Raw genomic sequence first — 18,343 nt, forward strand, 5'->3', positions numbered from 1 at the left:
ATTTTCCGAAACTGGGAACTGGAGTAGAAAGGATAATTTCAGTCAAGATCATCAATAAACATTTGTTCAACCATCGCATTAAGCTCTGGTGGGGCGAGTAACTGATAGGATTCCAACTTGCGCTTGATGCTGTCGAAATCATCGGCGCTATTAGAAGAATATTGCCAGTTAGGTCGTTCTAATAGCTGCTGATATAACCTAATAAGTAATTGTTTTCTGCGATGCAATTGCGATTCAATAGTCGAAAGCTCACCGACAATGCCACTGAAGTGATGCACGCTATGATTACCGGCAAACTGATTAAGCTCCCTACTTACGATTTCAATTTCACTGATATCGAGTAAATAAGCTTCTGGCTTTAACTCGTAATCTAATTTTCTCGCAAGAAGTGCTTTGGCTCTATGCATCTCGTTTGGCTCACTGAACAAACGTAAATCATTTTCAAGTTCAATCAATTGCCATTTGTTATCAAATCTTGGTGAGAAACTCACCTCTCCCGCCTGCTTAGAATCAATTGAAATAAATAAACCTTGGCGTAACAAACCAATACAGATGGAGGGCGAAAATCCTAACGAACCAAATAAACGTACACCTTGACCATGAGTACGGATGATCTCATGTTGAACAAATTCTTGTGACTGCTCAACAATAGTAAGCTGTGATTGATTTTCGATCTGCAGAAACGGATGCGTTCGAGCCACCAGCGTCACACTACGGCTATTAGTATCAACCACCACCCATTCGGCAATATGACCGCCTAAAGTTTGCAACAAACTAATATCACTGATCTGATCACGTAAACTCAATTTGAGTTGTGAACCGTAAGTCAGTTCAATTAATTGCGGCTGGTTAAGTAACGACTCGAACATGAAGATTTCCTTTACATTGCACTCCATTGTAGCTGTGTTGTTCTCCAGCGACCAGTTCATTTACCCTATTTTTCCTTGATTATGATTAATCCCAATTCCAATGGCATCAATGAGTTTGTGAATGCTATGATAAAAGCACTATTCATTTTGCCCACTTTTATATGTCATCTAATAATTTAGCGAGCATTTTCTGGCACGATTATGAAACCTTTGGCGCCAATCCTGCTAAAGATAGGCCTTCACAGTTTGCTGGTATTCGCACCGATTTAGATCTCAATATTATCTCAGAGCCAATCACCTTTTATTGTAAGTTGGCCAAGGATTACCTGCCCTCACCAGAGGCGATATTGATCACAGGGATAACACCGCAGCTGGCCAATTTAAAAGGCATGCCTGAAGCTGAGTTTATGGCCAGAGTACATGAACAATTTTCGGTGCCAAATACTTGTGTTGCTGGTTATAACTCGCTCAGGTTTGATGATGAAGTCACTCGCTATGGATTTTATCGTAACTTTTTCGACCCTTATGCCAGAGAGTGGCAAAATGGAAATTCTCGCTGGGACATTATCGATCTGGTCAGAGCTTGTTATGCGCTAAGACCTGATGGCATTGAATGGCCTTCAAAAGAAGATGGCAGCCCAAGTTTTAAACTTGAGCATCTTACTCAAGCCAATGACTTAAGTCATGAAAAAGCCCATGATGCGATGTCAGATGTCTACGCCACTATTGCAATGGCAAAATTGATTAAACAAGTACAGCCCAAACTATTTGATTATTATTTTAGCCTGCGCAAAAAAAACGAAGTAAATAAACAAATAGATGTACTCAACATGCAGCCTCTATTGCATGTCAGCTCCAAGATCAGTGCCTTGAATGGCTGCACGACGTTAATCGCCCCCATTGCTCACCACATTAGCAATAAAAACGCGGTTATTTGCGTCAATTTAGCCATGGATGTGACTCCGCTATTAGAGCTCGATGTCGAGCAGATCAAACAGCGTATGTATACTCCGCGCCACGAACTCGCCGCCGATGAATTACCCATAGGTCTGAAACAACTGCATATTAATAAATGCCCATTCATTGCCCCCGCCAAATCCCTGACCGATGACAATGCCGAACGTTTAAGTATCGATAAAGAATTTGCCAGAGCACAATATAAGCGCTTAAGACAACACCCTGAGATCAGAGAAAAGTTGGTTGCAGTATTTGATAACGATCATGGCAGTGAAATCACAGATCCAGATTTGCAGCTTTATAGCGGTGGTTTTTTTAGTCAGGCTGACAAAAATAAAATGGAGATCATCCGTCATACCCAGCCACACAATCTAGCCGCGTTGGATCTTCATTTCGACGATCCTAGACTTAAGGAGATGTTATTCCGCTATCGTGGGCGTAATTATCCAGAAACTCTTGATGATTCTGAACAATACCGCTGGCGAGAGTTTTGCCAACAAAGGCTTAATGATGCTGACTACTTGCACAAATTAGAAACCTTATGTAATGAAACTCAGCCTGATACTGAAAAGCAAAAGTTACTCACAGCACTATGTCATTACCTAAGTAATTTGTAGTGTAAACTCCAGATGAATGGGATAAGGATCCCATCATCATGCAGGCTTAATCGCTAAAATGATTAACCCATCGTCGAATATTTAAAAGGACAAAGCTGATGCAAGATAGGTTTATTCACTGCATAGCTAATATGCCAGCACCGCTGGCAGACAAATTAGTTCCCCTGCTAAATCATGATTTTGCTGGTCATATAGATGCTAAACAAATTGCCGATCTCGCAACGGCTACTCACCTCCCAAGCGAACAACTGCTGCTGAAGCTTCTTCCGGTAGCGGCGGCATTAGCAAAACCACCAATAAGCGAGTTTTATGTGGGCGCTATCGCCAAGGGAAAAAGTGGCGATATCTACATGGGAGCTAACCTTGAATTGGCTGGTGAAGCGCTATTTCACAGTGTTCATGCCGAACAAAGTGCCATTAGTCATGCATGGTTAAGCGGTGAAACCGAGATTGAAGATATCATAGTCAATGCTTCACCTTGTGGTCACTGCCGCCAATTTATGAATGAGCTTGTGGCGGGTCAACAGATTAATATCCACTTGCCGGGACAAAGCGCGAAGCCATTGTCTCATTACTTACCCTATGCTTTCGGACCGAGTGATCTTAATATCACCCCCCCTCTACTATCAAAGCAACAACATGAATTTGCCTTAGACAGTAGCGATCCGATGATCATCGAAGCCTTAGACCATGCAAGCCTAAGTTACGCGCCATATTCAAACAGCTACGCAGCCGTAGTGTTAGAAACCAAAGATGGACAAACCTTCTGTGGTCGTTATGCTGAAAATGCAGCATTTAACCCATCCATGTTACCCATGCAAATGGCACTGTCGGCGATGGCAAGACACAATCGAGACTTTAGTGAAATTAACCGTGCGGTGCTAGTTGAATCAAGCCAAGGAAAAATATCATTGGTGGGCGCGACGATGGATGCGCTGCACACTGTGGCAGCCATAGAACTAGAACATATTGCGATTGACCCTATCAGTTAGATGATGCTTAACTGATGACGATATAAAAAGGACTGCAATGCAGTCCTTTTTATTATGTTATTTATTTCGATTGCGCTCTAAACGAGAAAGTAGGCTTGAAGTGTCCCAACGCTGGCCGCCACTGGCCTGCACATCTGAATAAAACTGATCGACTAACGCGGTAAGTGGCAATTGCGACCCATTACGGCGAGCTTCATCGAGTGCAATGCCCAAATCTTTACGCATCCAGTCAACTGCAAAGCCCAAGTTATACTCACCTTGCCACATGGTTTGATAACGATTTTCCATTTGCCAAGATTGGGCTGCGCCGTTGCTGATCACCTCAACCACTTTCTCACCGTCGAGTCCGGCACTACGAGCAAAGTGCAAACCTTCAGCTAAACCTTGAACCACACCCGCGATACAGATTTGATTTACCATCTTGGTTAATTGACCGCTACCTACTTCGCCCAATAGTTCAGCGCAACGAGCATAGGCCTGCATTACCGGTTTTGCCTTATCAAATGTCGATTGTTCGCCACCAATCATCACGGTTAATACGCCATTTTCAGCACCAGCTTGACCACCTGATACCGGGGCATCGATGAAGCCGACGCCCTTCGTCGCAGCCAATGCGCCTATTTCTCTGGCAACATCGGCAGAAGCCGTTGTGTGATCGACCAAGATGCTACCGGCTTCCATGGCTGCAAGCGCGCCCTGTTCACCTAAGATCACCGAGCGTAAATCATCATCATTCCCAACACACACAAACACAAAGTCTTGACCTTTAGCCGCTCCAAAAGGTGTATCACAAAACTGACCGCCATGCTCTTGTGCCCAAGCAGAGGCTTTGGCTGTGGTGCGGTTATAAACGGTAACCTCATGACCATGTTTAACTAAGTGTCCAGCCATCGGGTAGCCCATTACACCTAATCCTAAAAATGCGACCTTTGCCATGAATAATCCTATCTATTTATCTGAAAGTATAAATTTTAAAAATATAAAACCTTAAGCTGCAATAACGTTAAGGTTTAAGGTGGGCTTCCATTTCGGCGCCAATTTTTTTGCGCATTTCCATTAATCGAATAGCAGAATCGCGCATAACTTTATCCGACTCGGTAACTGGAACCCACTCAGGCACCCCGGTAGGTTGTCCTTCATCATCAACGGCAACCATGATAACAATACAGTGGGTCGTAAGATGACGTTCAGGGTTTTTAGGATCGCCCGCCTTGACATCAATACCTAAATGCATTGAGGTTCTGCCGGTGTAAATAACCTTGGCACTCACTTCAACGATATTGCCGACCAAAATAGGTTTAACAAAACGAATCCCCCCTGCATAAGCGGTAATACAGTATTTCCCGCTCCAAGCAGCTGCGCAGGCGTAAGCCGCTAAGTCAATCCACTTCATAACCGCACCGCCGTGCACCTTGCCACCAAAGTTAACGTCGGCAGGCTCAGCTAAAAATCGTAAAGTGATCTCTCTTTCTTTTCCGGCCATATCGATTTGCTCGATTCAGATGATTTGCTTAGAGTGTACTGCAAAATAAAGCCAGCGAATATCTAAGATTATCCCAATAAACCAATTTTAATCGTGAATAAACTACGCGATTTCATACAGAAGTGGATAATACCAATTAGTATGAGGAAATGATCTACTCAACGTTTTTTGGCAACTCATTCAAGGCAGTGGATGATGGAAGGGTTATTCCTAGTGAGACCATCCAACCTATAAGTAGGCAGCCCTAAATACGTCTAACAAGCGAGCTTTAGCACTTCTGATGCTGTGTCGACGAATTTGACAGCAGAACAACTATACTCTTCACTTCTTGCCTCAGAAACACTAAATTCTCGCTTAGCGATCACACCTTTATACTAATTGGTATAATTGAGTCTTAGTGATACAGATATCTATTAATAGGCCAATCGGACCACAACATATCGATATAAAAAAAGCACCCGAAGGTGCTTTTTTGCGGTTTAAAGCTTATTCGCCACGTTTAAACAGTAATGAACCATTAGTCCCACCGAAACCAAACGAATTACATAACGCATATTCGAAGCTATGTTCACGAGCGGTATGAGGCACAAAATCTAAATCACAACCTTCATCAGGGTTATCAAGATTCAGTGTTGGAGGCACAATTTGATCGCGAAGCGCCAACAAGGTGATAATAGCCTCAACAGAACCCGCTGCACCTAAAAGATGGCCGGTCATCGACTTAGTCGAGCTCACTAATAGATCATAAGCATGTTGCTCGAACACTGACTTAACCGCTGCCACTTCAGCCTTATCGCCGGCTGGCGTCGAGGTACCATGAGCATTAATATAACCGATTAGGGCTTTATCAATTCCCGCATCCTTGATCGCATTTTCCATTGCAGCTGCAGCACCAGCGCCATCGGCTGGAGGTGATGTCATATGGAAAGCGTCACCACTCATACCAAAACCCACAAGCTCACCGTATATCGTGGCACCACGCGCTTTAGCATGTTCATATTCTTCCATGACCATCACGCCAGCACCATCACCAATCACAAAACCATCACGGTCTTTGTCCCATGGACGGCTCGCTGCAGTGGGATCATCGTTACGTGTCGATAATGCTTTAGCCGAACCGAAACCTCCGACGGCCAATGGACAAGTCACATCTTCAGCACCACCGGCAACCATCACATCGGCGTCACCGTAAGCAATTGTACGCGCAGCAAAACCGATATTATGTACGCCTGTCGTACATGCTGTAGTAACAGCAAAATTAGGACCAGTCATACCGTACATGATAGAAAGGTGACCTGCGACCATATTAATAATGGTGCTAGGAACAAAAAAAGGTGAGATTTTACGTGGGCCACCATTCATTAAACTAGTGTGCGCCGCCTCAATTAAAGGCATTCCTCCCATACCTGCACCAATCGCAGTACCGACACGAGTAGGATCTTCTTGTTCCATATCTAATCCAGCATCTTTAATCGCCTGAATACCAGCCGCTAATCCATACTGAATAAATAAATCCATCTTACGAGCATCTTTCTTAGACAGATATTGCTCAACATCAAAATCTTTAACTGAACCACTAATACGCGTGGAATACTCTGTGGCATCAAATTTTGTTATAGGCGCAATACCGCTTTGTCCTGAGACTAACGCTTTCCAGGACGTATCTACGGTATTGCCTACAGGAGTGACGAGACCAAGACCTGTTACGACTACACGACGTTTAGACACGTTTTCACCTTCTACTAAAGTTATGACAATTTGCCTCAACAAAGGCAATTAAAAGGAAATAAAGATTAATAATTTATAGCACAACAACCACAGCAAAACCTTACAGGAAATATGCTGTTGTATAAATTTCCAAAACCTAAAACAAAAACAGGCGGCATAATAGCCGCCTGTTTTTTAGAATTCAGTATTACTGATTCTTAGAAACGTAATCGATCGCTGCTTGAACAGTAGTGATCTTTTCTGCTTCTTCATCAGGGATCTCAGTGTCAAACTCTTCTTCTAGAGCCATTACCAACTCAACGGTGTCCAGAGAATCTGCACCTAGGTCGTCTACGAAAGATGCTGCTGGTTTAACGTCTTCTTCTTTAACGCCCAGTTGCTCGATAATGATTTTCTTTACACGTTCTTCGATGTTGCTCATTAGTTTTCTTTCCTATTCAAATTACGCACTTGCGTAAGATTGCGAGTAGTTTATTCAATTTGGCACACAATGCAAGCTTAACTTTTGTGGTCAAACCACGAAACCTACGTAAATTTACGCCCAAATTCAATCAAAATCAGTTAGTTGTTAAAACTAATTGATTAAACCATATACATGCCGCCGTTTACATGCAGAGTTTCCCCTGTAATGTAAGCAGCTGAATCCGAGGCTAAAAATAGTACTGCATTCGCAATTTCTTGCGGTTGACCTAATCTTTCCATCGGAACTTGAGACATGATACCTTTTTGCTGCTCTTCAGTCAGCTCATCTGTCATATCAGTCTGGATAAATCCAGGAGCAATAGCATTAACTGTTATTTGACGAGATGCAACTTCTCTTGCAAGAGATTTTGTAAACCCAATTAAGCCAGCCTTCGCCGCACAATAGTTTGTTTGGCCAGGATTGCCCATGGTTCCTACGACAGAGCCGATATTAATAATGCGACCACCACGTTTTTTCATCATAGCGCGTAGCACTGGTTTAGAAGTGCGATAGAGAGAGCTTAAGTTAGTATCAATGATATCAACCCACTCTTCCTCTTTCATACGCATCAATAAATTATCACGCGTGATACCTGCATTATTAACCAGAATATCAACATCGCCAGCTTTTTCTTTGATCAAGGCGAATAAATCGGCAATTGAATCAGGATCGGTAACATTTAATACCAAGCCGTGACCTTTATCACCCAAATAACTTTGAATTGCCTCTGCGCCACGTTCACTGGTAGCTGTACCAATAACTGTCGCTCCAGCTTGCACTAAAGTTTCTGCAACAGCGCGCCCAATACCGCGGCTAGCACCAGTGACTAATGCCACTTTGCCAGTTAAATCAAAATTGAAACTCATCAAAAACTCCTTTATTCGCTCAGTGCTGCAACCGAGGCAGGATCATTGGCCACTTTAGCACCCAAGGATCGATTAATTCTCTTTGCAAGCCCGGTTAACACTTTACCGGGACCGACTTCCACTAACTGTGTTACACCCTCAGCGGCCATAGCTTCTACTGTTTCTGACCATCTTACTGGGCAGTAGAGTTGACGAACGAGTGCATCTTTTATCTCCTGCGCAGTTTGTGGTGCAGCTACATCGACATTATTGATCACTTTAATGCTAGGTGCAGAGAAGCTAATGGCGGCTAATGCCTCGGCTAATTTATCTGCCGCAGGCTTCATTAGTTGGCAATGTGATGGCACGCTTACAGGTAAAGCTACCGCCATTTTGGCACCGGCTTCTTTACAAGCCGCAGCGGCACGTTCAACGGCTTCTTTCTCACCAGCAATCACAACTTGACCTGGACTATTGAAGTTAACAGGGCTGACAACAGCCCCTTGCGCCGAATCATCACATGCCTGTTGAATTGCATCATTATCGAGGCCGATGATGGCAAACATAGCACCAGTTCCAGCAGGAACCGCTTGTTGCATCAATTGGCCACGCAATTCAACCAGTTTGACAGCATCAGTAAAGTCAATCACACCAGCACACACTAATGCTGAGTATTCGCCTAGACTATGACCGGCTAATACCTCAGGCTTAGCCACTCCTGTAGCCTCAATTGCACGCCAGATAGCAACACTTGCCGTAAGCAGTGCAGGCTGAGTCTTATCTGTTTCATTTAAGGTTTCAGCAGGTCCATCTTGTACTAACTGCCATAAGTCATAACCTAATACTTGGCTTGCTTCGCTGAAAGTCTGCGTCACAATCGCATGTTCTGCGGCTAAGTCGGCCAACATACCTACGGTCTGAGATCCTTGCCCAGGAAAAACATAAGCAATTTTTTCCATTATTTTTATACCTTTGCTAAATCAAATCTATTATAGAAAACGAATTTAAAAACGAACTAATGCACTGCCCCAAGCAAACCCGGCGCCAAAAGCTTCTAACAATAATAGTTGACCACGCTGAATACGTCCGTCACGTACAGCTTCATCCAGTGCAATAGGCACAGATGCAGCAGATGTGTTTCCGTGTTTGGCCAAGGTGAGAACCACTTTATCTAAGCTCATATCCAATTTTTTGGCTGTCGCTTTAATAATGCGGAAATTAGCTTGATGGGGAACTAGCCAATCGATTTCAGACTTCTCAATTTGGTTGATACGTAATGTTTCTGTCACCACATGAGATAGCTGGGTGACTGCAACTTTAAATACGTCATTACCTTTCATAGTCATGAAACCAACGGCTTCAGTCGTTTCACCTGCACGAGGTGGAAATTGACACTTTAGCAGATCGCCTTGACGGCCATCGGCATAAATATGAGTCGATAAAATACCTGGTGTATCAGAGGCACCAATCACCGCAGCACCAGCACCATCACCAAACAAGATAATTGTCGAGCGATCATCTGGATGACAGAGACGTGATAATACGTCAGCACCAATCACCAATACTTTCTTAGCTGAGCCGGTTTTAACAAATTGATCAGCTACAGATAAAGCATAAACGAAACCTGAACATGCAGCTGCCACATCAAATGCAGGGATAGTGTGTACGCCCAACAAGGCTTGAATTTCACATGCTGCAGCAGGAAATGCATTACTGGCACTGGTTGTGCCGCAGACAATCATGTCTAATTCACTGGCTTCAATACCTGCCATCTCAAGCGCTTTTAACGCTGCTTGGTGGCCCATGGTGGTAACAGATTCGTCGCTGGCGGCTATTCTGCGCTCTGAAATACCGGTTCGTTCAACAATCCACTGGTCACTGGTTTCCACCATCTGTTCCAGATCTTGATTGCTACGGACTTGCGCTGGCACATAACTGCCCGTTCCGAGAATTTTTGTATGCATATAAGGAGATATCAGTTATTTATGTCTAAAAGGATCGACTCGAGACGTTGTTCAATCATCTCAGGAAGTCGACGTTGTGCTTCGGTAACAGCTAAACTAATTGCTTGTAAATAGGCTGTCTCATCGGCACTTCCATGACTTTTCACTACAATTCCGCGCAATCCTATCAGACTTGCCCCATTATAGTGGTCGGGGTTCATCTGATTTAGCACACTATTGATCCGCGGAGCGATTAACTTGGCCATTAATCGTACAAAAAAGCCCTGAGTTAATCCTTTCTTTAACTGATGGACGAGGAGTCTAGCGATCCCCTCTGATGTTTTTAAAGTGATATTGCCAACAAAACCATCACAAACAATCACATCCACTTCACCTGAGTATATATTATCGCCCTCGATGAAGCCTGTGTAATTTAGATGCGAGCTTTGCTGTAACAGCTGTCCTGCTTGCTGAACCTGATCATTGCCTTTTATTTCTTCAATACCAACATTGAGTAATGCAACTTTAGGCTTGGGATTTTTATCGACCGCTTCGCATAATACAGAGCCCATAACCGCAAACTGGAACAGGGTTTCAGAGCAGCATGAGACATTAGCACCTAAGTCGAGAAGATAAACGGGTTTATGAGTTACTGCCGGTAAACAGCTCACCAATGCAGGCCTATCGATACCTGGCAGTGTCTTGAGCAATACCTTGGAGATAGCCATTAAGGCACCGGTATTTCCAGCACTTATACAAGCTTGAGCCTTATTATCACGAACCAACTCAACCGCTAATCGCATTGAACTCTGTTTGCAGTTGCGAAGCGCATGCACAGGACGATCGCACATTTGCACGACTTCAGTCGTATGTACAATCTCAATTCTCGAAAGAACAGCAGAGTCGCATTGGCTTAATAGCGGCTCGATTTGAGCTCTATCGCCAACGATAATGACATTTAAAAAGGGATATAAGCGAAGTGCCTGCAGAGTTGCAGGCACTGTGATGCGGGGGCCAAAGTCGCCCCCCATCGCATCTAACGCAAGCGTCAGATCAGTCATAAGATGATCAACAAATTACTTGTTGATAACCTTTTGACCACGGTAGAAACCGTCAGCTGTCACGTTGTGACGACGGTGTAGTTCACCGCTTGTTGCATCTACAGATAATTGAGCAGTGCTCAATGAATCATGTGAACGACGCATACCGCGCTTTGAACGAGATTTTTTATTCTGTTGTACAGCCATTTGACCTGTCTCCTAGATTACTTGCTCTTCAGTTTTTCTAACACTGCAAACGGATTTGGACGCTCCTCTTGAGCGGGTTCAATCTCGCCTACTACTATGTCTTGGTCCCCTTCATTACAACTTTCGTCTTCATGCATGGGTATTAATGGCATAGCAACTATCAATTCATCTTCAATCAATTGATGCAGACGAACTTCACCTATCTCATTGCACTCAATAGGGTCATACGCATCCGGGAGCTCATCGATTTCTGCCTCAGACCCGCAAGGGCTAAAACAAAAGTCGACCGTAACCTCAGTGGTATAAAGCGTCATGCAACGTTGACAATTCAGAGTGAGCTCCGTCACAGCCTTCCCTTTCAGGTAGACTATCCCCTGTATATCTACGCCACATTCAAGCGACACTGCCACATCGGAACAGTCGCCGGCACATAACTCATTTAATCGCTTCAGCTGGACGCCAGGAATATAGCCCTCATAAGAAAGCTTACTTGCCGCCGCGCGGTTAGGATCAATTGAAACCGGTATCTTTACTGTTTGCATAAGGCGCGCATATTATAGTTTGAATTACTCGGAGTCAAAGGAAAATTACTCACCTTATATAGATCAAGGTAACGATTCCCATAAAACACCTAATAAAATCCAAAATTGTTGGAGCCAAAATTTTACCCAAGCCCAAGTATATACTCAAGCCCAACACGCTTAAAATAGTAGCATTCGACGTTAATTTTAGTCTATTTAAGCAAGAAAACTGTTAGCATAAATGACATCCTTATTGAGACCCTGTTGTCCTATCGTTAGCTACAAGTCCAAGGTCTCAGATCTCATCTCATTTTTCCATGGAGAGATGCAATATGTCAGCATTAGTGCTTGCCTCTACATCCAGTTATCGAAAGTTATTATTAGAAAAGTTAGCCATTCCTTTTGAAACCTGTAGTGTAGATACAGATGAGACCCCTCTCGAGTCTGAAACCGCCCAACAAATGGTGATGCGTTTAGCAAGCGCTAAAGCCAAAGCTGGTGCAGAAGGTAAGCAAACTGGCATCATCATTGGCTCAGATCAAGCGGCTGTGTTGAACGGCAAGATCATTGGCAAACCCCTCACTAGCGAAAATGCCGTGAAACAGTTAATGAGTTTCTCAGGCCGTAAAATTAATTTTTATACAGGACTCGCCCTGTATAATGTTGCGGCAGACAGCATAGATGTTAGGTATGAAACCTTTACGGTCCATTTTAGAGATTTAACTGAAGCTCAGATACGTTACTACGTCGACAAGGAGCAACCACTATATTGTGCAGGCAGCTTTATGTGTGAAGGGTTAGGTATCGCTTTGTTTACCCAATTGGAAGGACGCGATCCAAACTGCTTGGTTGGCTTGCCATTAATCTTGCTCACCGAAATGTTATTAGCCCAAGGTGTGGATGTGTTGAATCCTTAAAGCAGTGAAAGTTGCGATAAGCCAAAAAGATAAATAACAAAGCGTCTACAGCTGCGAATAAAAGTGTTCCATAATACCTTCGCCGACTCTACTCTGTTTTCTGGGTTTATTACTTATGGCTTATTACAACTTGTATATACACAACTTTGTATACAATTCAGCTCGTCGTTAGACTTCCATAATCACAGGCAACATGGCGAGAGGTGAAGCAACAATGGCAATGGGCTGAGCTTGCTTTAAAATCTGCTCATTGTGAGCACCATAACTCACACCAATAGCATCGATGCCGGCATTTTTTGCCATTGTAAGATCGTGAATAGAATCCCCCACCATCACCGCTTTTTCAGGCGCCACATTTAATTGTACTAATAGTTCATGCAGCATCTGTGGATCTGGCTTGCTCTTAGCTTCATCGGCACAGCGACTGCCGTGAAAATGCGCAGCAAATCCGGTCTCATTTAATACTCGATTTAAACCCGCTCTTGCTTTACCCGTTGCAACAGCAAGTTTATGGCCAGAATCTTTAAGCGTAAGTAATAACTCTTCAGCACCATCAAAAACTGGGCTTGGAGTTTTATTAAGTTGCAAATACTGCTGGCGATACACTGCAATCATATCTTCTCGGGTTTTAGCACAAGCTGTTGGATGTAAGGTATTGAGAGCTTCATCCATAGATAAACCTATGATGTCTCGTACAGCGGCTTCTGTTGGCACTAACATACTCAGCTCTTTAGCCGTTTGTTGCATACAGGCAACAATTTTCCCAATCGAATCCATCAAGGTGCCATCCCAATCGAAGATGACTAGCTCATATCGTTTCATACTTTTTCCAACTTATTTAATAACAGCTCTAACGCCTCATCTAAAGGGGCTTTAACTTGCATAATCTCTTCGGTTAACGGATGAATAAATTTCAGCTGCGCGGCATGTAAAAACAGACGATTTAATCCGAGTGCCCTCATACTATCGTCAAACTTCTGCTCACTGTATTTTTCATCACAAGCAATAGGGTGACCTGCGTATTGGCAATGCACACGGATCTGATGAGTTCGGCCTGTTACAGGGCTGGCCTGTACCAAGGTTGCGCCTTTATAACGCTGCTTAATTTTAAAACGAGTTTCAGAGGCTTTGCCCTCTTTGTTAACCCGAACGATTCGCTCACCGGATTTTAATGTCAACTTGAGCAAGGGCGCATTAACCACTTTATCATGTGACTGCCATTCGCCTCGCACTAGCGCAAAGTAATCTTTCTGCATTTTCTTATAACGCAACTGATCGTGCAGATGTTTTAATGCGCTGCGCTTTTTGGCAATCAGTAACACGCCGGATGTATCTTTATCGAGACGATGCACCAATTCTAAAAACTTCTGTTGCGGACGTAATGAACGCATCGCTTCGATGACACCAAAGTCGACACCACTACCACCATGTACGGCAATGCCTGCAGGTTTGTTAAGCACGATAATCGATTTATCTTCGAATACGATGCGATCTTCCAGTTGTGAAACTTTAGTGAGTTTGGTACTTGGGCCCGGCTTATCTTCATTGTTGGAAACTCTAACAGGCGGGATCCGCACCACATCACCATCTTGTAACTTGTACTCAGGCTTAATGCGCTTTTTATTTACACGCACCTCTCCCTTACGCACGATCCGGTATATCATGCTCTTAGGTACACCTTTTAATTTGGTCACAAGATAATTGTCGATACGTTGCCCTAAATGGTCTTCATCTATTGTAACTAATTCGACTTTATTTAAAGGTTGTGGATTATTCATGTTTAGCCTTGTCTCTTTCAAGAGGCTTATTGTACACAACTAACATCTTTTATGCCTTTCCATTTGCTGAAATTATGTATTGTTGCTATATTTGCCTCGCTAATGGGGATAAAAGCTGAATAAAGTGTTCATAAATCCCCCAAAGCAAGCGCGAAGAGCCGAGACTAAAAAACATTTTTACTGAGTAGCAACTCATTGATTTGCAAGTCGTTGCATAAAAATAAACCGAGAAAACGAGTTTGAACGACTAAACACAGTATCAATGCCACATTTCAACGTGGTTTCTCTAAGAATAGCGCCCCCAAATTCGAAGTTTAATTTTAACTTGTCGTCAGACAAACACTTATCGATTTTGGCATTACCGGAAAGAACAATAGAATTTATGGGGTTGGTTGACGTTTTACAACGAATTCCTTGTTTTTAGTAACATTAAAAAATAAGCCATAAATAGGTAGCGACACGCAGAGATTGCGTCTTACAAAATTGCGCACCTTAAGCCGAGACCCAAGCCGAGAGGCTTCACTCCAGATCTGGGCCCGTAATGCATCGAAATAAGTGTGGTTTGATGACCTTATTTTAAGAAGAAATACGTCATCATGAAACGGATGTTAATTAATGCAACTCAATCTGAAGAGTTGCGTGTTGCCCTTGTTGATGGGCAACAGCTATATGACTTAGACATTGAAAGCCCAGGTCATGAGCAGAAAAAAGCCAATATCTACAAAGGTAAAATCACCCGCGTAGAACCTTCACTTGAAGCCGCATTTGTCGACTATGGCGCAGAACGCCATGGTTTCCTTCCTCTCAAAGAAATTGCTCGCGAATATTTCCCAAAAGGTTACTCATTCCAAGGCCGTCCGAGCATCAAAGAGGTTGTTAAAGAAGGACAAGAAGTTATTGTTCAAATTGACAAAGAAGAACGTGGCAACAAAGGTGCGGCACTAACCACTTTCATCAGTTTGGCAGGTTCATACTTAGTATTAATGCCGAATAACCCTCGTGCAGGTGGTATTTCACGCCGTATTGAAGGTGACGAGCGAACCGAACTTAAAGCAGCGCTTTCTGAGCTCGAAGTTCCACAAGGCATGGGCTTAATTGTACGTACCGCTGGTGTAGGTAAAGATGCCGCCGAACTGAAATGGGATTTAAAAGTCCTACAACACCACTGGGCTGCCATCGAAGAAGCTGCACAATCACGCCCTGCGCCTTTCTTAATCCATCAAGAAAGTAATGTTATCGTTCGCGCAATCCGTGATTATTTACGTCGTGATGTTGGTGAGGTGCTTATCGACCACGCTCGTATTTATGAGCAAGCGAAACAACATGTTTCTTTAGTTCGTCCAGACTTTGTCGATCGAATTAAGCGTTACGAAGCTGAAGTGCCACTCTTCACTCATTTCCAGATCGAAACCCAGATTGAATCGGCTTTCCAACGTGAAGTGAGATTACCATCTGGTGGTTCGATTGTTATCGATCCAACCGAAGCACTGACCTCTATCGATATCAACTCTGCCCGCGCCACTAAAGGTGGAGATATTGAAGAAACCGCACTGAATACGAACCTTGAAGCCGCAGATGAAATTGCACGCCAGTTACGTCTACGAGACTTAGGTGGTCTCGTGGTGATTGATTTCATCGATATGACACCGGTAAGGCATCAGCGTGAAGTTGAAAATAGAATGCGTGATGCCGTTCACCCTGACAGAGCTCGAGTACAGCTTGGCCGTATCTCTCGCTTTGGCTTGATGGAGATGTCTCGTCAGCGCCTACGTCCTTCTCTTGAAGAGTCTGCTGCCCATCTGTGCCCACGCTGTCATGGTCAAGGTACTATTCGAGGCACCGAATCATTAGCGCTATCGATTCTTCGTCTAATGGAAGAAGAAGCGATTAAAGAAAACACTTCGCAAATCGAAGCGGTAGTCCCTGTCGATGTGGCCGCATTCTTGTTGAATGAGAAGCGTAAAGCAATTCGTATTACAGAACAGCGTCATGATGTTGAAGTTTACGTGATCCCAGATCCAAACATGACGACACCGGATTATCGTGTAACACGTCATCGTAAAGATGATGAGATCAGCGAATCAAGTTACAAATTACTTGAAACGCCAGAAAGTAAACTTTATGAACCGCGTAAATTTGAGCGAGCAGCCTCTCCAGAGCCTGCATTAAAAGGCTTCGCCGCACCAACCAAGACTGCGCCACAGACAGCGACCGCTCCAACTGCCAAAACGGCGGAAAAGTCGGCTTCACCTGGGTTATTCTCTAAACTACTAAAAGCCCTTGGTAGTTTATTCAGTACAAATGACTCAACTGAGGAGCAGCAAAAGAGCAAACAGCAGCCTCGTCGTAATTCACAAAATCGCAGTAACAGCAATAATAGCAAAGGTCGTCGTAACAACCGCCGTAACGACAATCGTCGTAACCGCGAAGAAGCCGATATCAAAGAAACCGATAACAAACGCAATCGCAATCAAAAAGCCGGTTCAAATGAAACCAGTACATCTAAAGGCCGTAACGACAATAAACGTGTAAAACGTGACGATGTTAAATCGGAATCTCCTCAAAAAGCAGCCGACACTTCAACTGAGAAGCAGCCTAAACAGGAAGCTGCAAGAGAACGTCGTCAACGTCGTAATATGCGTCGCAAAGTCCGCGTTCAAAGCGAACAGCAACAAGCTGAAGAAGCAGCATTAACACTTGAAGCTCAAAGCGGTGATGTTGAACTTGAGCCAAAAGTTGAGACGACTAAAGCTGAAGACAAAGCACCAAAAGCGAAACGTCAACCACGTAAAGCTAAGCCAAAACAAGCCAAGTCTGAACAAGATGTTGCTGAAACTAACGATACAGAAGCAACTGAAACTGTCACTGCTGAGACGAAAGTTGACACTCCCGTTAAAGCCGAAGTTCAGGTAGGTGCAGAAGTTCTAGTTGATGCTGATGCTGTTGCTAAAGACGAAACAAGTGCAGACGACAGTGACACTGAATTAAAACGTGAACCACGTGACGGTCAGCGTCGCAGTCGCCGTAGTCCTCGTCACCTAAGAGCCGCTGGCCAACGTCGTCGCCGTGATGAAGATCCATCACAGGAAGCAAATGGAGACGGGCAACCCGCTTTCATTCCTAACGATGTTGAAACTGCGCCAATCTTAGATACTGAAGCCGTTTCTACAACCAGTGATGGAACCGCTAGTGTTGAAATCCAGAGTGAAACTCAGGTTGAGCCCACCGTTGAAGCAAAAGCTGAAGTTGCTATCGAGGCTGCTCCAGCAAATGTTGAACAAGCAGAAGAAGTTAAAGCTGAAGCTAAGCCTAAACGTGGCGCTTCACCTAAAAAAGATGACAGCAAGGCTGAAGCAACTGAATCTCCTACTGAAAATGTTAAAGCTGACGAAGCAGTTTCAGAGGTAACGTCAACACCAATAGCTGAGCCTGTTGCAAGCCAAACAGCTGATACAGATAACGCTGAAAATGTAGAAGCTTCTGAAGTCACCAAAGTTGCTACTGAAGCAGCCGAAACTGAAGCGGTAGAGCCTAAGGCTGTCGAAGCCGAGACTGTTAAAGTTGAAGTTGCTGAAAAGCAAGCTGTTGAAACTCAAGCTGATGAAGCCGTAACAAAAACAGCAGCCACTGTCGCTAAGCCTGCAAAAAAAGTTCAAGAAACTGCAGCTTCAGCGCCAATGGCAAAACCTGCAGCTATTTCCGCACCAGCGGTTTCGGCTCCTGTTAAAACTAAGCCTGTAGAAGCCAAAGTGGAAGTTAGCGCTAAGCCTGCTACGAGTACTTCAAGTCGCTTCGGCACAATGGTGAGTTCAACGACGACCAAGCCAAGCGTTGAAACACGAGCCAATGTAGAAGTGCCCACTGGTCGCCAATATCAAGCGACAGAGAAGCCTACTAGCAGCGAAGCCGCAGCACCACGCAAAGACAGTGCAACATCAGAGATGGCACGCCCATAACTTTGCGTTATAAGGGGCGTATCTCAT

General features: G+C 44.0%; 17 protein-coding genes. 4 read left to right on the plus strand and 13 right to left on the minus strand.

Annotation, left to right across the window (positions count from 1 at the left end):
* Positions 1 to 38: 38 nt before the first annotated feature.
* Positions 39 to 869: a hypothetical protein gene (locus tag L1D21_RS08380; protein ID WP_239844780.1), complete on the minus strand. Its 831-nt coding sequence runs from the start codon at positions 867 to 869 to the stop codon at positions 39 to 41.
* A 161-nt stretch (positions 870 to 1,030) separates the two neighbouring features.
* On the opposite strand from L1D21_RS08380, the gene sbcB reads away from it, so the two are divergent.
* Both sbcB and cdd read left to right on the plus strand, forming a co-directional pair.
* The gene (gene sbcB, locus L1D21_RS08385; protein ID WP_239844781.1) at positions 1,031 to 2,443 is read left to right on the plus strand and encodes an exodeoxyribonuclease I; all 1,413 of its coding nucleotides are present in this window, start codon (positions 1,031 to 1,033) and stop codon (positions 2,441 to 2,443) included.
* A 98-nt stretch (positions 2,444 to 2,541) separates the two neighbouring features.
* Positions 2,542 to 3,435 (plus strand): cytidine deaminase, encoded by an 894-nt coding sequence (cdd, locus tag L1D21_RS08390; RefSeq protein WP_239844782.1) that lies wholly within the window; start codon positions 2,542 to 2,544, stop codon positions 3,433 to 3,435.
* Positions 3,436 to 3,492: 57 nt separating this feature from the next.
* On the opposite strand, the gene L1D21_RS08395 is transcribed toward cdd, so the two are convergent.
* The 10 genes from L1D21_RS08395 to yceD form a co-directional block, all read right to left on the minus strand.
* Positions 3,493 to 4,371 carry an NAD(P)-dependent oxidoreductase gene (locus L1D21_RS08395; protein ID WP_239844783.1) on the minus strand — a complete coding sequence of 293 codons (879 nt, stop codon included), beginning with the start codon at positions 4,369 to 4,371 and terminating at the stop codon, positions 3,493 to 3,495.
* Between the two features lie 67 nt (positions 4,372 to 4,438).
* Positions 4,439 to 4,918 carry an acyl-CoA thioesterase gene (locus L1D21_RS08400; RefSeq protein ID WP_239844784.1) on the minus strand — a complete coding sequence of 160 codons (480 nt, stop codon included), beginning with the start codon at positions 4,916 to 4,918 and terminating at the stop codon, positions 4,439 to 4,441.
* 486 nt (positions 4,919 to 5,404) lie between these two features.
* On the minus strand, positions 5,405 to 6,646 hold the full coding sequence (fabF, locus tag L1D21_RS08405; protein WP_239844785.1) for a beta-ketoacyl-ACP synthase II: 1,242 nt from the start codon (positions 6,644 to 6,646) through the stop codon (positions 5,405 to 5,407).
* A 187-nt stretch (positions 6,647 to 6,833) separates the two neighbouring features.
* Positions 6,834 to 7,067: an acyl carrier protein gene (gene acpP / locus L1D21_RS08410; protein WP_011865403.1), complete on the minus strand. Its 234-nt coding sequence runs from the start codon at positions 7,065 to 7,067 to the stop codon at positions 6,834 to 6,836.
* 161 nt (positions 7,068 to 7,228) lie between these two features.
* Positions 7,229 to 7,975: a 3-oxoacyl-ACP reductase FabG gene (gene fabG / locus L1D21_RS08415; protein ID WP_239844786.1), complete on the minus strand. Its 747-nt coding sequence runs from the start codon at positions 7,973 to 7,975 to the stop codon at positions 7,229 to 7,231.
* A gap of 11 nt (positions 7,976 to 7,986) precedes the next feature.
* A complete protein-coding gene (gene fabD, locus L1D21_RS08420; protein ID WP_239844787.1) occupies positions 7,987 to 8,913 on the minus strand; it encodes an ACP S-malonyltransferase in 927 nt (308 codons plus the stop codon).
* Positions 8,914 to 8,958: 45 nt separating this feature from the next.
* Complete coding sequence (locus tag L1D21_RS08425; RefSeq protein WP_239844788.1) at positions 8,959 to 9,918, minus strand: beta-ketoacyl-ACP synthase III; 960 nt, start codon at positions 9,916 to 9,918, stop codon at positions 8,959 to 8,961.
* 11 nt (positions 9,919 to 9,929) lie between these two features.
* Positions 9,930 to 10,958, minus strand: a complete 1,029-nt coding sequence (gene plsX / locus L1D21_RS08430) for a phosphate acyltransferase PlsX (RefSeq protein WP_239844789.1) — start codon at positions 10,956 to 10,958, stop codon at positions 9,930 to 9,932.
* Between the two features lie 15 nt (positions 10,959 to 10,973).
* Positions 10,974 to 11,144 carry a 50S ribosomal protein L32 gene (gene rpmF / locus L1D21_RS08435; RefSeq protein ID WP_020913118.1) on the minus strand — a complete coding sequence of 57 codons (171 nt, stop codon included), beginning with the start codon at positions 11,142 to 11,144 and terminating at the stop codon, positions 10,974 to 10,976.
* A 17-nt stretch (positions 11,145 to 11,161) separates the two neighbouring features.
* Positions 11,162 to 11,686 carry a 23S rRNA accumulation protein YceD gene (gene yceD / locus L1D21_RS08440; RefSeq protein WP_239844790.1) on the minus strand — a complete coding sequence of 175 codons (525 nt, stop codon included), beginning with the start codon at positions 11,684 to 11,686 and terminating at the stop codon, positions 11,162 to 11,164.
* Positions 11,687 to 11,997: 311 nt separating this feature from the next.
* Here yceD and L1D21_RS08445 point away from each other — a divergent pair, with 311 nt between their 5' ends.
* Positions 11,998 to 12,582, plus strand: coding sequence for a Maf family protein (locus tag L1D21_RS08445; RefSeq protein WP_239844791.1), 585 nt, complete (start codon positions 11,998 to 12,000; stop codon positions 12,580 to 12,582).
* Between the two features lie 168 nt (positions 12,583 to 12,750).
* On the opposite strand, the gene L1D21_RS08450 is transcribed toward L1D21_RS08445, so the two are convergent.
* Both L1D21_RS08450 and rluC read right to left on the minus strand, forming a co-directional pair.
* On the minus strand, positions 12,751 to 13,404 hold the full coding sequence (locus L1D21_RS08450) for an HAD-IA family hydrolase (protein ID WP_239844792.1): 654 nt from the start codon (positions 13,402 to 13,404) through the stop codon (positions 12,751 to 12,753).
* The gene (gene rluC, locus L1D21_RS08455; RefSeq protein WP_239844793.1) at positions 13,401 to 14,360 is read right to left on the minus strand and encodes a 23S rRNA pseudouridine(955/2504/2580) synthase RluC; all 960 of its coding nucleotides are present in this window, start codon (positions 14,358 to 14,360) and stop codon (positions 13,401 to 13,403) included. The genes L1D21_RS08450 and rluC overlap by 4 nt, the downstream gene beginning before the upstream one ends.
* A 596-nt stretch (positions 14,361 to 14,956) precedes the next feature.
* On the opposite strand from rluC, the gene rne reads away from it, so the two are divergent.
* Positions 14,957 to 18,316, plus strand: coding sequence for a ribonuclease E (gene rne / locus L1D21_RS08460; protein WP_239844794.1), 3,360 nt, complete (start codon positions 14,957 to 14,959; stop codon positions 18,314 to 18,316).
* Positions 18,317 to 18,343 lie beyond the last annotated feature (27 nt).

It is taken from the genome of Shewanella sp. Isolate11 (genome assembly GCF_022398315.1).
Lineage (GTDB): Bacteria > Pseudomonadota > Gammaproteobacteria > Enterobacterales > Shewanellaceae > Shewanella.

Coding starts and splice junctions, on each gene's coding strand:
- L1D21_RS08400 (WP_239844784.1), bottom strand. CDS start 4,918: ATGGCCGGAAAAGAAAGAGAGATCACTTTACGATTTTTAGCTGAGCCT.
- acpP (WP_011865403.1), bottom strand. CDS start 7,067: ATGAGCAACATCGAAGAACGTGTAAAGAAAATCATTATCGAGCAACTG.
- rne (WP_239844794.1), top strand. CDS start 14,957: ATGAAACGGATGTTAATTAATGCAACTCAATCTGAAGAGTTGCGTGTT.
- L1D21_RS08445 (WP_239844791.1), top strand. CDS start 11,998: ATGTCAGCATTAGTGCTTGCCTCTACATCCAGTTATCGAAAGTTATTA.
- yceD (WP_239844790.1), bottom strand. CDS start 11,686: ATGCAAACAGTAAAGATACCGGTTTCAATTGATCCTAACCGCGCGGCG.
- L1D21_RS08450 (WP_239844792.1), bottom strand. CDS start 13,404: ATGAAACGATATGAGCTAGTCATCTTCGATTGGGATGGCACCTTGATG.
- fabG (WP_239844786.1), bottom strand. CDS start 7,975: ATGAGTTTCAATTTTGATTTAACTGGCAAAGTGGCATTAGTCACTGGT.
- fabD (WP_239844787.1), bottom strand. CDS start 8,913: ATGGAAAAAATTGCTTATGTTTTTCCTGGGCAAGGATCTCAGACCGTA.
- rpmF (WP_020913118.1), bottom strand. CDS start 11,144: ATGGCTGTACAACAGAATAAAAAATCTCGTTCAAAGCGCGGTATGCGT.
- rluC (WP_239844793.1), bottom strand. CDS start 14,360: ATGAATAATCCACAACCTTTAAATAAAGTCGAATTAGTTACAATAGAT.
- L1D21_RS08380 (WP_239844780.1), bottom strand. CDS start 869: ATGTTCGAGTCGTTACTTAACCAGCCGCAATTAATTGAACTGACTTAC.
- cdd (WP_239844782.1), top strand. CDS start 2,542: ATGCAAGATAGGTTTATTCACTGCATAGCTAATATGCCAGCACCGCTG.
- L1D21_RS08395 (WP_239844783.1), bottom strand. CDS start 4,371: ATGGCAAAGGTCGCATTTTTAGGATTAGGTGTAATGGGCTACCCGATG.
- sbcB (WP_239844781.1), top strand. CDS start 1,031: ATGTCATCTAATAATTTAGCGAGCATTTTCTGGCACGATTATGAAACC.
- plsX (WP_239844789.1), bottom strand. CDS start 10,958: ATGACTGATCTGACGCTTGCGTTAGATGCGATGGGGGGCGACTTTGGC.
- L1D21_RS08425 (WP_239844788.1), bottom strand. CDS start 9,918: ATGCATACAAAAATTCTCGGAACGGGCAGTTATGTGCCAGCGCAAGTC.